This is a genomic window from Psychrobacter sp. APC 3279 (assembly GCF_030407795.1).
GTDB lineage: Bacteria > Pseudomonadota > Gammaproteobacteria > Pseudomonadales > Moraxellaceae > Psychrobacter.
In genome coordinates this window covers 1-13,118 of record NZ_JASDCR010000020.1, presented here as the reverse complement: position 1 = coordinate 13,118, position 13,118 = coordinate 1, and the positions used below count along the sequence as shown (strand labels likewise).

13 protein-coding genes and 2 pseudogenes are annotated in these 13,118 nt (G+C 43.3%); 4 read left to right on the top strand and 11 right to left on the bottom strand.

What is annotated here, in order from left to right; genetic code table 11:
- Positions 1-10 precede the first annotated feature (10 nt).
- Positions 11-547, bottom strand: a complete 537-nt coding sequence (gene aroQ, locus QL898_RS11090) for a type II 3-dehydroquinate dehydratase (protein ID WP_290176837.1) — start codon at positions 545-547, stop codon at positions 11-13.
- 446 nt (positions 548-993) lie between these two features.
- On the opposite strand from aroQ, the gene QL898_RS11085 reads away from it, so the two are divergent.
- Together QL898_RS11085 and QL898_RS11080 are read left to right on the top strand one after the other, a co-directional pair.
- Complete coding sequence (locus tag QL898_RS11085; RefSeq protein WP_057760416.1) at positions 994-1,209, top strand: cold-shock protein; 216 nt, start codon at positions 994-996, stop codon at positions 1,207-1,209.
- A 290-nt stretch (positions 1,210-1,499) separates the two neighbouring features.
- On the top strand, positions 1,500-2,654 hold the full coding sequence (locus tag QL898_RS11080) for a DEAD/DEAH box helicase (protein ID WP_102091784.1): 1,155 nt from the start codon (positions 1,500-1,502) through the stop codon (positions 2,652-2,654).
- Positions 2,655-2,760: 106 nt separating this feature from the next.
- On the opposite strand, the gene QL898_RS11075 is transcribed toward QL898_RS11080, so the two are convergent.
- From QL898_RS11075 to ilvA, 8 genes and pseudogenes are all read right to left on the bottom strand, one after another.
- On the bottom strand, positions 2,761-3,660 hold the full coding sequence (locus tag QL898_RS11075) for a sulfite exporter TauE/SafE family protein (protein WP_290176836.1): 900 nt from the start codon (positions 3,658-3,660) through the stop codon (positions 2,761-2,763).
- Between the two features lie 98 nt (positions 3,661-3,758).
- Entirely contained in the window at positions 3,759-4,019 is a 261-nt protein-coding gene (gene ccoS / locus QL898_RS11070; RefSeq protein ID WP_290176835.1) for a cbb3-type cytochrome oxidase assembly protein CcoS, read from the bottom strand.
- Positions 4,020-4,134: 115 nt separating this feature from the next.
- Entirely contained in the window at positions 4,135-4,863 is a 729-nt protein-coding gene (locus QL898_RS11065) for a YdcF family protein (protein WP_290176834.1), read from the bottom strand.
- Positions 4,864-4,912: 49 nt separating this feature from the next.
- The gene (gene murB / locus QL898_RS11060; protein WP_290176878.1) at positions 4,913-5,953 is read right to left on the bottom strand and encodes a UDP-N-acetylmuramate dehydrogenase; all 1,041 of its coding nucleotides are present in this window, start codon (positions 5,951-5,953) and stop codon (positions 4,913-4,915) included.
- A 315-nt stretch (positions 5,954-6,268) separates the two neighbouring features.
- Positions 6,269-6,766 (bottom strand): low molecular weight protein-tyrosine-phosphatase, encoded by a 498-nt coding sequence (locus QL898_RS11055; protein WP_290176832.1) that lies wholly within the window; start codon positions 6,764-6,766, stop codon positions 6,269-6,271.
- A 207-nt stretch (positions 6,767-6,973) separates the two neighbouring features.
- Positions 6,974-7,402 (bottom strand): S4 domain-containing protein, encoded by a 429-nt coding sequence (locus tag QL898_RS11050; RefSeq protein WP_057760405.1) that lies wholly within the window; start codon positions 7,400-7,402, stop codon positions 6,974-6,976.
- A gap of 98 nt (positions 7,403-7,500) precedes the next feature.
- Positions 7,501-7,638 (bottom strand): annotated as a pseudogene (locus tag QL898_RS11045) (excalibur calcium-binding domain-containing protein); the annotation flags it as partial.
- 354 nt (positions 7,639-7,992) lie between these two features.
- A complete protein-coding gene (ilvA, locus tag QL898_RS11040; protein WP_101205019.1) occupies positions 7,993-9,546 on the bottom strand; it encodes a threonine ammonia-lyase, biosynthetic in 1,554 nt (517 codons plus the stop codon).
- Positions 9,547-9,852: 306 nt separating this feature from the next.
- On the opposite strand from ilvA, the gene rpiA reads away from it, so the two are divergent.
- Complete coding sequence (rpiA, locus tag QL898_RS11035; RefSeq protein ID WP_290176831.1) at positions 9,853-10,512, top strand: ribose-5-phosphate isomerase RpiA; 660 nt, start codon at positions 9,853-9,855, stop codon at positions 10,510-10,512.
- 123 nt (positions 10,513-10,635) lie between these two features.
- Here rpiA and argF read toward each other — a convergent pair whose 3' ends face one another.
- Positions 10,636-11,556, bottom strand: coding sequence for an ornithine carbamoyltransferase (argF, locus tag QL898_RS11030; protein WP_290176830.1), 921 nt, complete (start codon positions 11,554-11,556; stop codon positions 10,636-10,638).
- Between the two features lie 217 nt (positions 11,557-11,773).
- On the bottom strand, positions 11,774-12,880 hold the full coding sequence (gene alr, locus QL898_RS11025; protein ID WP_290176829.1) for an alanine racemase: 1,107 nt from the start codon (positions 12,878-12,880) through the stop codon (positions 11,774-11,776).
- Between the two features lie 151 nt (positions 12,881-13,031).
- On the opposite strand from alr, the pseudogene QL898_RS11020 reads away from it, so the two are divergent.
- Positions 13,032-13,118, top strand: a pseudogene (locus QL898_RS11020) (IS1595 family transposase); the annotation flags it as partial.

The following is a 13,118-nucleotide window of genomic DNA, read 5'->3' as shown; positions in this document are numbered from 1 at the left end:
CGCCGCTACATCATTTGTTTGTGTCAACTGCATACATATTGCTCAACCAGTAATCAAGCGCCATTTGATAGCCTAATTGTCCTAAGCCGCAAATGACTCCGACCGCAACGTCACTTAAATATGAATGATGACGGAAAGGCTCACGGGCATGAACATTGGATAAATGTACTTCTATAAATGGTTTTTGGGTGGCCAATAGCGCGTCGCGTAGAGCCACTGAAGTATGCGTAAATGCAGCCGGATTGATAATAATAGCATCAACTTGCGCAGGTTTGTCCGCTAATAATCCGTGATGCTGAATGTCGTCTACTAGCTTACCTTCATGGTTGGACTGTATGCATATTAACTCTATACCGTGGTGGGCCGCGCGCTCGACTAGTTGCTTTTCTATATCAGCAAGTGTCGTATGACCATAAATGTGCGGTTCTCGCTTGCCTAGTAAATTCAAATTTACCCCATTTACCAGTAGTAATTTATGAGTCAGTATTTGATTTGAATTTTCGTTAGTCGATTGTTCGGCTGTTTTTGATGGAGTAGAGGAGGTCATAATGGTCTCGGTAACTATTGAGCGATGTTAATAATTTATTATATTATAAGAATAATCTAAGGTGCGCGGCGTTAAGCTAAAATGGCTTCAACGCATTTTGCTCTTTATCATAACAGCTTGATAGCTAGGTTATAAAAATTTGTCTAAAAAAATTATTTAGATATCAAAAAGCATATTAAAAGTCTTTATGTTGCTAAAAACCCGTGCTATGATATTTTTTATGCAATAAATATTGCAAGTTTGTTGCTATCATCAAATTTCATGACGATAAGTGCGTTTGGCGAATTCGTTATGGAAACACTATGTATGTAATTCAAGAACTACATAGACGATGGTAAGTAGAGTAGTAATACTCTTAATTTTTGATTTCATAATCTTAGACCCTGTTTATATGCAATGTCGCAAAGGAAGCTAGGGCTAAGCGGACTTTTTTAGGAAGTAATATTATGTCAGCTCGTGAGCAAGGTATCGTTAAGTGGTTTAATGACTCAAAAGGCTTTGGTTTCATTCAACGTGACAGCGGAGAAGATATTTTTGTCCATTTCCGCGCGATTCAGGGTGATGGCTATCGTTCTCTAAAGGATGGCGAAAAAGTTGAGTTCAGCGTAGTAGAAGGTGACAAAGGTCTGCAAGCTGAAGAAGTCAGAAAGATAGAAGAGTAATTTACTCAGGCATTAAAGCGGTTTAGTTATAATGTCTGTACAAACTACTGATATACTACTGAGTCAAGCCCATCTTATCTTACCTATGTTGAGTGAACTGCAGCATATTTGGTAGGATTGGATTTGGGCTTGGCTTTTTTTGTGCCTATATGGCTGATGGTTTTCCGCAGACTCGATAAGGCTACTTTTACTGATTACGGTTTAAACGCTACATTTGACACTATAAAGGTTCATTGTGAGCCTATGTATAATTAATAAAATACGAGCAATTCATTTAAAAGGATATTTTTTTGAGCAATTTTACAACGTTTACTGATTTGCCACTTTCAACAGCGACTCTGCGTGCAGTAAGTGATCTAGGCTTTACTGAATTGACGCCCATTCAAGCAAAGATACTACCGCATACATTGGCACATCAAGATGCTATTGGACAAGCACAAACGGGCACAGGGAAAACAGCGACCTTTCTACTGACTATTATGGAAGCCTTGCTTAAGCGCCCATTTACCAATGACGAAGAGCGCTATCTTGGTGAGCCGCGTGCTGTGGTCATGGCACCAACTCGCGAACTGGCTCAGCAAATATTTGATGACTGCATTGCATTAACCAAATATACCTCGCTACATAGCGTCTGTATTATGGGCGGTACTAACTATGAAACTCAGCAGCACGAGCTGGAACGTCAATACGTTGATATCTTGGTAGCGACGCCTGGCCGTCTAATTGATCTTGCTAATAAAGGCATGGTGTATCTAGATAGAGTAGAGGTACTGGTACTTGATGAAGCCGATCGCATGTTAGATATGGGGTTCATTCCTGATATCAAGCGCCTAGTTGGTCGAATGCCTGCCAATACTGATCGTCAAAGCTTGCTGTTTTCTGCAACCTTTAACCAAGATGTTATGAATTTGGCCTATCGCTGGTTACATGAGCCTCAGTTTGTTGAAATTGAGCCTGAACACAAGACTAGCGAGTTAGTAGATCAGCACTTTTATTTGCTGACAGAAGATCAAAAGCTGGATGCCTTGCAGCGTATTATCAGTGATGAAGCAGTAGAGAAGGTCATCGTCTTTGCCAATCGTAAAGACCAAGTAAAGCGTCTGTATCACAAACTGCGTCAAGCGCATAATATTGTGATGCTCTCGGGCGATGTCATTCAGCAAAAACGTGAGAAATACTTACAGCGTTTCAAAGATGGTCACGCGTCTATTTTGGTGGCAACAGATGTAGCAGGGCGCGGTATCCATGTCGATGATATTAGTCATGTGGTTAACTTTACTTTGCCTGATCAGCCAGATGACTATGTACATCGCATTGGTCGTACGGGCCGTGCGGGCCAGACAGGTATTAGTATCAGCTTTGTGAGTGAGGATGATGCCTTTAATATACCGGCATTAGAGAAGCATTTAGAAACCAAGTTTACGCTTGAGCAGTGGCAGGAATAATTGCTATAAACTGAGCATTACTTAACAAGCAAAAGCCCTCAATATCAAAAATGGTATTGAGGGCTTTTTTATATGCTAAGTGTTAATAGTATCTGTTTAGATGTCTTTATTGAGCATGTTCCATCATTTCAGTATGCTCATGGTGATTCATGTCCATTGATTCATCACTCATGTCATGCATATTATGATCCATATGGTCGTCCATATTTTGCATGTTATGATCCATGTCTGCTGCCATATCCATATCATGATTCATTTGGCTCATGTCGTGAGAGTCCATATCAGACATCATAGCAGCGTGGCTACCATGGTTCATCTCACCATGGCCGCCATGCATATTTGCCATGACCATCGGCACGACTGCTACTGCCAAACCTGATATGACCATAACTGCACCGTTTAGCTGTCTTAGGCGAAAACGTCCGATCTTATCACGTAACCAACCGACCGTCTCATGCGTCGCAACCAACATAGGTATGGTTCCTAGACCAAAGACAAACATCAACGCAGCACCGCTTAATGGATTGTGAGCAACGACCGCAATCAGTAGAGCGCCATATACCAAACCACAAGGCAAAAAGCCCCAAAGCAAACCTGCTGTTAATGCGCGCGGAAAAGTATTAAGTGGAAATACCTTTTGGCGCAATGGGCTAAGATACTGCCAAAAGCGCATACCAAAACGTTCGAGCTTAGTCAAAAACGGTGCACCAAGCATCGTCACACCGACGAATACCAGGACCAATCCTAATAAAATACGCGGTGTACTATTACCCATCATCAATGGCTTCAATATAGTAATACCGATAAGCCCTGCGATTAAACCCAATAATGCGTAACTCGTTAAACGCCCAAAATGATACGTGGCCACCAAAGCACGACGTTTGGCGGGGCTGACATCTTTCATAGACAGACCAAATGCGGTCACAAGACCGCCACACATGCCTAAACAATGCGGTGAACCAAAGAATCCCATTAGTAATGCCGCCACAAGTAAAGCGATGGTCATGAATGCGTCTCCTAAGAATGATAAAGGGCGAACTTGCTAGTGCTGAATTATTTAATAAAACGGTACCAATAAATTACGCATTTATAAGGTAGATAAGATTAGATTTCTGAGTTTTTATCCATCTCAGAATTATCGTTATTTTCATCAGTTGCCGCTGTTTTATCTTGCTGCTGGGTAGGTGCTGAGCGTTCATGAGCCTGCATAGTTTGGCGGCGTTCTTGACGGTCATCCAATATAATACGCTGTGATGCATTGTCCAGATCTTCGAATTGATTTGACTTGACCGCATAACGCACTGCCCAAATAGCAACCACAAACAGCATGAGACTTAATGGAATTAATAAAAATATACTGAGCATGGCAAATCTCTTAAATAGCAGTGTCTCTTATCATTATACACCCATCACAAATGTAGTGGATGATCGGTAGTATTTAGAATGCGTCTCTCAATGGTATCGTATACATCTTTAACGTTTATTCGTCAGAGTTTTTTGTGGCATTGCCTCTTGGGGTCAATAGCTGCTGCGAAGTCACATCATTGGCATGGCGGCAGTCCATCTGGGGACGTATCACATCGCGCAGATAGGCTGCGACCTCATAGACAGCGCGCCGTGAGTGACTTAAGTTGTGTGCAGGCTTCATCCAGTCGCGTCTTACTGGCAGTGGCGCAGAGAGTGGTGTGCTATTGATACCATTTAAGGCAAACTGTCTGCGTGCACGCGCCATATGATAGCTATCAGTAATCAGATATACATGGCGTAGCGGAATACGTTTGGCTGTAAAACGGGCGTTTTCACATGTATTCATGCTGGCATTTTCACTGATCAGTCCGTCGATACCGTGTTCCATCAACCATTGACCGAGCCATGGAGCTTCAGCGCCACTCAGTACGATCGGTAGAGGTAAGTCATGGTAAGCGCCTGCAGCGGTACGAGCGCGATTGAGACTATAGCGATTCAAGATAATTTGGTTGTTGTGGTCATTGGTCAGACCGCCGCCTAAGACTACATAGGCAGTAGGCGGTGAGCTCATGGCAGCAGAAGGCATATCAGGTAGCGGCAGTAGAGAAAAGATATAAACGATTGCTTGCGAAAACAGCGGGGTAAATAGGCTAATAATTACTAAAATAACAGACGTGGAGCCTAGTATGAAAGTAATATTGATAATGCGAAATAGTGTCACCATGCGTTCAGAAAACCGCAAGTAATATCGCCATAATCGTTTAGATAATAGCCGCTTAGACCATGATTTTTTAGGCCACATGCTCAGCATATCCAATTGAGCCATCAGCATTTACCCAGACTGGCTCACGTGACAATTGAATGGCAAATTTTTCATAGACAGTAGCAGCGATATGTTTCTGCGCTATGGCTACATCTTCTTGCGTGGCTTGCTGAGGCGTATGATTGGTCAATACTAGTGCTTGCTGTTTATGCGTAAAAATAGGCGCAATGCCGCCCCCTTTTAACCCTGCTTGCTCAATGAGCCAACCTGCAGCAACCTTTACCATTGCATCAGGCATCGCGTAACCAACGATAGCTGGATAAGTTGCTTGCAGCGCTGTGAACCGCTCCTGAGCGATAATAGGGTTTTGAAAAAAACTGCCACAATTAGGTAGCTGCTTTGGGTCTGGTAGTTTTTGTTGTCTAATATCTATAATGGCTTGCATAACATCATGAGGCATCGCTTGCTCGCGCCCTTGTTGCTCCGCATAGCGCTGCGCCACAGTCTGTACATCGCCATAACTGGCTAAAATATTGGCAGGATTAGTATGTAATCTGAAACCCACACGGCTAATAAGCCAAGTGTTTGGTGTACGCTTAAAAATACTGTCACGATAGCCAAATTGGCAATCAGCAGCTGACAAATGGTGCCAAGTTTGTGTCGGCAAATGATAGGCGCGTACATACTGTAAGCGGTCTTCTAATTGTACGCCGTATGCACCGATATTTTGTATGGGTGCTGCGCCCGTTAGACCTGGTATTAGTGCAAGGTTTTCCAACCCATACCAACCTTGACTGACCGTATGTACGACCAAATCATGCCAGTTCTCGCCAGCCATTACTTCGATATCGACATAATCGTCGGTTTGATTGGTTAGATGAATACCACGCATCTTTGGCTGCAATACTATGGCTTTTAACGCTGCAGGCAATAAAACATTGCTACCGCCAGATAAGACAAACAGTGGCAGTTTGTCTGCTGTATCTTCTATATAAGCTGCCATAAAATTATCAAGCTGCGCCTCATTCTTTAATGTCACGACAGAGTCAGCAACACAGGCCAATGCCATAGTATTGTCATGTGACAAGTCGATTGAATCATTGACTACGGGAGTCGCTGAAACATTCGAAACATCAGAGCTGATGGTAGACTGAGTACTGTGGTCAAGGCGTGAAGCTTGGGTCATAACATAGCCTATGTGGCAAAAGGATAATAAATGATAAGGTAGCTATAGTTGATTCAATTTAAAAGAGATACAAGGCAACTGAGTGCAGACGTAACTGTGATATTTCAAGCAAGGTTAACGCTGTAGCTCTTTTATAGAGGATTAACTATATTATAGAGGATACCGGATGCAAGAGTAGCAAAAATATAGACAGTATGGCTAGCAGGCTTTCCAGCTTTCTATCCAAGCTTGGGCGCTTGATTCGATACGCTCGATCACTTCTTCGAAATCATCGTTATCGCCCTTATAGGGATCTGGTACATCGCTGCCGCAATAGGTAGGGTCTTCTTCACTGAACAGCGCTAGTGTGGCCAAATTACCCTCTGACTCTGTAATGCTGTCTTTGATAGCTTGCAGATCAGCTAGATTCTGTGAATCCATGGCTAAGATTAAATCAAAATCACGAAAGTCATTGGCACTGACTTGACGAGCGACCAGCTTATTGATTTTATAGCCGTGTGACTTAGCATGACGTTGTGATCGAGCGTCAGGCGCACTACCAACGTGCCAATCACTGGTGCCTGCTGAGTCTACTTTTATGGATAGTCCAGCAATCGCTGCTTGCTGACGAAAAACTTCTTCAGCAGTAGGGGAGCGGCAGATATTTCCTAAACATACCAATAATACAGACGAGGGAGTACAGGCTTTCATCAGCATAATATGACCTTCTATAACAAAAAAAACATGCTATAAGAGACCAGCATTGTTAATGCGGCTTTTATCAGCATGCAATCGATTGAATCAGCTGCTAGCGTAACGCTTAATGCTTGGAATGGCAAGGATAGAGACTAAACAATAGCGTCATTTAACAATGAAAAATTGGCCATATGATGCATGGCCAAAAGGTGAGATAGTGAAACAGTTTTAATCTTGATTACTTTTAAAACGTTGTAGATCGCGGCGTTCTTTTTTGTTGGGCTTGTTATCAGGACGAGCAAGATTAGCCAGTTTGCGCTGTTCGGCATAGTAAGCACGGCGCGTCTCGCTCTCTTTAGTCTCTGAATATAGTACCTCAGCGGCGGTCGCATTGCCACGCTGTGCAGATAGCGCCTCAACAACGACAGTCTTTTCGGTCATAGCGGTCGCTGAGCCTTGGCGAATGGTTAGCTCATCGCCGACTGAAATCTCTTTACTGGTTTTTACCCGGCTACCGGCATAGTGTACGCGTCCACTCTCAATCGCTTGCTTGGCAAGAGTGCGTGTACGATAAAACCTAGCTGCCCATAGCCATTTATCGAGACGGATTTTCACCAAACCTTGGTTATTATCATCAGCATTAGCATTTTTCTTCATAAGAGTCACTCTGCATTCGTTTTTATATTAAATCATAGTGTTATATAAACAATATTAGGGCAACTTTAATATTTGCAAATAGATTTGATGACTGTGGGTTAGTTGCACCATTGTTGTTCACAAGGTACACCATCGTGGTTACCATCCATTTTGGTATTAGGACAGTAGTTTGTAAAATAGGTGGCTTCTGCACAGGATGTCATTTGTGAGCAATGTGTTCTGCCGTCACATGAAAAGCTTGAAGCCGGTTGTGTCGATAAGACTGGAGTTGTAGTTGGCGCTGATGTTGAAGTAGTACCCAAATCAACGTATGTTGGCGGTATATCATCAATATTATCAACGTCATTAGAGGTAAGAGTAGATTGCGTTACGATATCTGCTGCTGCATTGGTTGCAGGCTGATGTACCGTGTTTTTAGGTTGAAGGACTCTATAACCTATAAGCACGAAAATCAGACAAGTCAATATCACTAATACTTTGTTTATCACTGTGCCATACCTGCCAGCTAATAATCATTATTAATATGAAAATGGCAGTTTTCAATCGACTTAAAAACTGCCATTAGGTAAGAAATATGATATCTATTTTTACTATCTCAAAAACAACTGATAGCCAATGTTGTCATTGACCGTGGCACAGTCATAACCAATATCTAAAAGCGCGTCTTGTAGCTGACGAGAGTTGCCTTCAGAGGCTTGTAGGCCAACCAGTACACGACCTTCAGCAGCACCATGGTTGCGGTAATGGAATAGGGTAATATTGAAGTCATCACCCAACTTTTCTAAGAACGTTAGCAATGCGCCTGGACGTTCTGGGAATACCACTTGTAGCAATTGTTCGTTTTCGACATGAGCATGACCACCAATCAAATGACGGATATGTGATTTGGCGATATCATCATCAGTCAGGTCGTGAGCAGTGTAGCCATCGTCTGACAATTGGTTACTGATGGTTTGACGCTCTTTTTCGCCTTCTTTTAAAGCAATACCGACGAAGATTGAAGCAGGCTCCATTGAGTCTGGTGACTTTTTGCTATCGGCACGGTAGTTAAACTCTGTGATGTTACGGCCGTGTAGACTGCGACAGAAGTTTAAAAAAGCGCCTGTTTGTTCAGGGATGGTAACCCCAAAGATGGCTTCTTTTTTCTCACCAATTTCAGTACGCTCAGCGATATAACGCAGGCGGTCAAAATTCATATTGGCACCGCAAATGATGCCGACGCAGTTTTTGTCTTGGATATTGTTGGCTTCGATATATTTTTTCATACCAGCGACTGACAACGCACCAGCAGGCTCAACGATGCTGCGATTTTCTTCAAAGATATCTTTGACAGCCGCACACACTTCATCATTGGTACAAGTGATCACTTCAGGCTCAACGATAGGACCTGAGTTATCGCTTTTTTGTGTACGGACAACGTCAAAAGGCAATTCGCCAATCTGCGCCACTGCCACACCATCCACGAACAATCCTACTTGCTCGAGCTTGACACGCTCACCTGTTTCAAGCGCGGCTTTTAGACAAGCTGACTGCTCAGCTTCTACCGCAATCACTTTAACATGTGGTGCAACTTCGCCTAAGAATGCGGCCACACCAGAGATTAGGCCACCACCACCAACGGCAACGAATACATAGTCCATGTTGCGCCACTGTTGGGTCAGCTCAAGACCGATGGTACCTTGTCCTGCGATGACCAGTTCATCGTCATAAGGTGGTATAAAGGTCAGTCCTTCGCGTTCAGCACGGTCAATCGCATAGCGGTTTGCTTGATCAAAGCTATCACCGTGCAGATCTACATTGCCACCAAGTGCTCTTACCGCATCTACTTTGATGTCGGGAGTCGTGGTTGGCATGACGATGATGTTATTTAGAGATAATTTGCGCGCAGAGTAAGCCACGCCTTGCGCATGATTACCTGCCGAAGCACAAATCACACCGCGCGCTTTTTGCTCGTCGCTCAACTGACTGATACGGTTATAGGCACCGCGCAATTTAAATGATTTGACCGGTTGTAAGTCTTCACGCTTAAATCGAATATCATTGGCAAAACGTTGGGTCAGCTTGGGCGCCGTTTCAAGTGGTGTTTGAATAGCAACGTCATAGACGGTGGCTTGTAAGATGGCTCGTACCCAGTGTGACAGCATAGTAATCCCTAAACAGAATGAATATAAAAAGTGTAGATGAATATAAAAACGAAATAGATTAGCCTATGCCGATTTTTAGTATCTTGCAAGACTCAATTGCAGTTTTCTTTGGATTTCGTGCTTGAATTTACATGAAGTGTAGGTATTTGCATACGTTAAGTCTTAGATAGGCACGATAGGACTCACAAATTAGCGTCATGATGCGCTAACATCCATTAATATCATCGGTTATAATAGCCGCGCATTTTATCTGTTTTAGCCTTTTACTTTTTTTAAGACCATACGTTTATTTTCCAAGGATTTATGATGAGTGATCAGCAAGCACAAAAGCAAGCCGCGGCCAAAGCTGCTCTAAGTTATATCGAAGACGATATGATACTTGGGGTAGGGACAGGTAGTACGGTCAACTGTTTGATTGAGTTGTTGCCACAATTGAAGCTTGCTGGCGCTGTCGCTAGCTCACAGGTGACAGAAGACAAACTTCGTGCGCTTGGTATCGAAATAGTTGATTTGAACTTTGCTGGCACGTTAGATGTTTATATCGATGGTGCGGATGAAGTCAATGAGCACTTGCAACTTATCAAAGGCGGTGGCGGTGCATTGACTCGCGAAAAGATTGTGGCAGCCGCTTCAAAAAAGTTCGTCTGTATGGTCGATGAGAGTAAAAGTGTTGATATATTAGGTCGCGCGTTTCCAGTACCGATTGAAGTATTACCGCAAGCACGCTCGTATGTGGCTCGCCAATTGGCCAAATTGGGCGGTGAGCCAGTATATCGTGAAGACTTTGTCACTGATTATGGTAATGTTATTCTAGATACTTATGATTTGGATGTGAGTAATCCAATCGCGCTCGAAAAAGAGCTAAATAATATCGTAGGTGTGGTCTGTAATGGTATCTTTGCGGCAAACCAAGCAGACGTTTTGCTAAAAGCAGGTGCTAATGGTGTGACAACGCTCACGCGTTAATTTATATCCATACGCTTGCTAAAAATTGAATAATAAAAAAGGCAGACTAATATATAGTCTGCCTTTTTTGTGTCTTGCTTTACAAGTAACTTACTTTGCTTAGTTATGAGGGCGTTTAAGTGATTAAGTCAACTTGATTTTGTCTTTAAGTAAAAACTCCATCAACGCTTTTTGGGCATGCAAGCGGTTTTCAGCTTCGTCCCATACGACAGAGCGTGGATCATTAAGCATGTCATGAGAGATTTCCTCGCCGCGATGGGCTGGCAAACAATGCATAAACACCACTTCAGGATCGGCTTTGTCTAATAGAGATGGCGTCACTTGATAAGGGGCAAAACGACGTGCACGTGTGTTTTGCTCTGATTCTTGACCCATACTTGCCCATACATCTGTGACAATTAGATTAGAATCTTTGGCTGCGTCTTGTACGTTTTCTACCAAGCTCACGCAATGTGAAAAGCGTTCCATAAGTTTCGGATCAGGCTCAAACCCATAAGGCGCTGCCACGCGTAATTCAAAACCAAACTGATTAGCAGCTTGCATAAATGACGAGCACATATTGTTGCCATCACCGACCCACGTGACGATTTTATTTTCGATACTACCGCGATGCTCATAATAGGTTTGCATATCAGCGAGCAACTGGCATGGATGATAGTCATCGGTCAATGCATTGATAATAGGCACACTGGAGTATTCAGCAAAGGTTTCAACTTTTTCGTGCCCAAAGGTACGAATCATAATGATATCTACCATACTAGAAATCACGCGTGCTGAGTCTTCTAGTGGCTCGCCGCGACCGAGCTGGGTATCATTTGGTGATAAAAATATGGCGTTACCACCAAATTGACCCATGCCCGTCTCAAATGAGATACGAGTACGCGTTGAAGATTTTTCAAATATCATGCCAAGCGTACGACCAACAAAAGGCTGGTATATCTCGCCTGCGTGTTGCATCTTACGCAATTCGCTTGCGCGTTTGATTAAGTTTTCTAGTTCTTGTTTGGTTAAATCAGATAAGGTTAAAAAATGGCGCAAACTCATAGTAATCCTAGCAGTCGATCGCAGTCAGTGAAACGTCATCAGTCTTCAATAGCATCGCGTCAGTGCGTATACTGGGTTGACAACAAACTTTTAGTATAGCGTATTTACTTTCAATGTAAACGTTCATTTTTATCAAGATCAAATGGCTTGCTAAATAGACCGAAATCACATTAGCAAGCCACGATATCTTGTACGCTAATGACTGTGCCGCTAATGATTATGCCTGTGTACGGTTTGGACGTATGCTTAGGCGACATAATAACTCATAGCTAATCGTCCCAGCATGACCTGCAACTTCGTCGACACGAGGCGCATCGCCCCAGAGCATGACCTTGCTATCTATAGCAAGACTCTCAGGTGCGCTACTGATATCAATGACAATCATATCCATAGCCACGCGCCCAATCACTGGGCAGCAGTAGCTTTGGCTTTCGTTAGCATCCATGACAATGACATATGCATCATCCGTGACCACACGTGGGTAGCCATCGCCATATCCAACGCTGACCAAAGCGGTTCTGGTATCTTGCTTGGCACGCCAGCGGCTACCATAGCCGATCGCATCATTTGCGCTAACGGTTTGTAGAGCAATGATTTGAGCACTAAATTCCATCGCGGGCTGCAAGTCTAATTCTTGTGCGCTCTGATCGACGACAGGCGAGCTACCGTATAAAATAATACCTGGACGTACCCAATCATAATGATGTTCTGGGAAGTTGACGATACCAGCAGAGTTGCATAATGAGCCTTGGATATCTGGGCTAATGGTATCTTTCAAAGTCGTTAGTACGCTTGAGAAACGTTCAATCTGCATCGCATTTAATGGGTGATCGTGGTCGTCAGCATTGGCAAAATGCGTGGCTAGGATCAGCTGATAACCTGCTTTATGTAGACGATTTGCTGCTGATAAAACACCCTCAGCATTGAAGCCTAAGCGATTCATACCCGTATTGTATTTTAGCCAAACCACATTAGTTGCACTATCGGCGGGTGGAATGTTTTGTAATGCCCATTCTAGCTGTGGTCCGTGGTGAATCACGCAGCTAATATCATGATCAATGGCTTGCTGCCACTCATCAGCGCTAAATGCCCCTTCTACTAGACCGATGGTTTTCTCCCAACCTAATTGTCTGGCTTCTAATGCTTCGGTTAAAGTCGCGACTCCAATACCATCTGCTTGCTGCAGGGCTGGCAAGACTGCCGCCACGCCATGCCCGTAAGCATTGGATTTAACCATAGCCAACACTTTAGATTGGGGTGCTCGTTGTTTGACTTGATTTAGGTTATGAGTAAGGGCTTTTGATTTTATAGTAATTGTGCGCATAATCGCCTTCTATATGAGTAGAATTATGAAGTTATAAAGCCAGTACGACATCGGTTGGGCGGATGCAGCACTGGCTGTGTTATTAAGAACTGGTCATTAAAAATTATTTTTGGGGCTGTCCTAGATAAGTAAAATTATTTAGGATAGCACTATGAGAAAGAGTAAACTAAGTTGGTATAAACAAAGCAGACTAATCGAGTTATTTGTTGCCGGTTCTACCGCGAGAACAGCAGCAAGC

Coding starts and splice junctions, on each gene's coding strand:
- aroQ (WP_290176837.1), bottom strand. CDS start 547: ATGACCTCCTCTACTCCATCAAAAACAGCCGAACAATCGACTAACGAA.
- QL898_RS11085 (WP_057760416.1), top strand. CDS start 994: ATGTCAGCTCGTGAGCAAGGTATCGTTAAGTGGTTTAATGACTCAAAA.
- QL898_RS11075 (WP_290176836.1), bottom strand. CDS start 3,660: ATGACCATCGCTTTACTTGTGGCGGCATTACTAATGGGATTCTTTGGT.
- ccoS (WP_290176835.1), bottom strand. CDS start 4,019: ATGCTCAGTATATTTTTATTAATTCCATTAAGTCTCATGCTGTTTGTG.
- murB (WP_290176878.1), bottom strand. CDS start 5,953: ATGGCATTGGCCTGTGTTGCTGACTCTGTCGTGACATTAAAGAATGAG.
- QL898_RS11055 (WP_290176832.1), bottom strand. CDS start 6,766: ATGCTGATGAAAGCCTGTACTCCCTCGTCTGTATTATTGGTATGTTTA.
- QL898_RS11050 (WP_057760405.1), bottom strand. CDS start 7,402: ATGAAGAAAAATGCTAATGCTGATGATAATAACCAAGGTTTGGTGAAA.
- ilvA (WP_101205019.1), bottom strand. CDS start 9,546: ATGCTGTCACACTGGGTACGAGCCATCTTACAAGCCACCGTCTATGAC.
- rpiA (WP_290176831.1), top strand. CDS start 9,853: ATGAGTGATCAGCAAGCACAAAAGCAAGCCGCGGCCAAAGCTGCTCTA.
- argF (WP_290176830.1), bottom strand. CDS start 11,556: ATGAGTTTGCGCCATTTTTTAACCTTATCTGATTTAACCAAACAAGAA.
- alr (WP_290176829.1), bottom strand. CDS start 12,880: ATGCGCACAATTACTATAAAATCAAAAGCCCTTACTCATAACCTAAAT.